The 1098-nt window shown below is 35.8% G+C and carries 1 protein-coding gene and 1 pseudogene; both read right to left on the reverse strand.

Features of this window, described 5'->3' with window-relative positions; genetic code table 11:
• Positions 1-120 precede the first annotated feature (120 nt).
• Positions 121-636 (reverse strand): hypothetical protein, encoded by a 516-nt coding sequence (locus I6E72_RS19605; RefSeq protein WP_039487800.1) that lies wholly within the window; start codon positions 634-636, stop codon positions 121-123.
• A gap of 240 nt (positions 637-876) precedes the next feature.
• Positions 877-1098 (reverse strand): annotated as a pseudogene (locus I6E72_RS19825) (transposase); the annotation flags it as partial.

A 1098-nucleotide genomic window follows, 5' to 3' on the forward strand; every position in this document is an offset into this window, starting at 1 on the left:
GCTGGTTTAGCGCCAAATGAATCTGAGATTAGATACAAAGACTCTAAAACTGTGGCCAAATTTTATTGACCACTACATGTCTAGTTTATTTAAGAATGGGGATACGCTTTTATTATTTCCCTAAGTCTTTTTATTATTAGGGTTTTCGAAAGCATCCGCAAGAGCTTGAAATACCATTTCAGGCTCACCAGATTCAATATTAATCCGACTAAAATACCTTGCTTGCCAATGCCAAAATTCAACTTCAAAATATTTTGCTAAATATCTAGAATCCGCCTCTTTAATATCTACCATAAAATTTAACTTTTTATAGAAATGTTCAATTTTAGATATTTTTTGCCACTCTTCCGTAGATAGTTTTCGGTAAAGACTATCCCAAGATGGGCTTTCAATTTCTAGCATCGACTTTTTAAGTGCTTTACTTGCATCATTACGAATCTGAATGTAATCCGGAGAACTGTATTCTTGTATCAGATCAAGAGCTCTATTTTTTCTTTCACGATTAGTTTCATGGATAACTATTAAAGTTGCAGAAAGCCCTGCACCAATACCCGCTCCCAGGAGTGCAGCCCCAAGACTACCTGTTAATGCACCGACTACCGCACTAAAAACACTCGTAATTGTTATTGCTTCCATTACCCCTCCAAGGGATCGATTAATACCGACCAAACCAGACAGACACTTTAATTGAACAAACAAAACTGTGCCACAAAATTAGCTCTTCAGATTCAAAATTTATCTTTTATTACTGGATAACTTTTATTTCATCCATTAAATAAGTCATTAGCATGCTTAAACCTGAATTACACGCATAAATATAACTGCAAAATTGCAGTTTTAACTTTTACTGAATGCTTTTACTGAATAGCTTAAGTATTATGCGAGTAGCTTTTCGCAGTTGCTAATATTTGATCGCCGTTTACGCTTTAAATTTTCACAGTAACTTGCTTGTGAAGTGGGTCTGCCTACTGCACCATGAAATACGCGCGTAAATTGCGTAGTCAGTTTTAGCCAGTTCTCTGGGGATATATTAAGCCTTTCTAACAAAGGAAGGTTCATATTATCAATATGCCCACGCTTATCCTCTCGTATTATTCG

This window comes from Pseudoalteromonas sp. NSLLW24 (genome assembly GCF_015864725.1).
Lineage (GTDB): Bacteria > Pseudomonadota > Gammaproteobacteria > Enterobacterales > Alteromonadaceae > Pseudoalteromonas > Pseudoalteromonas arctica.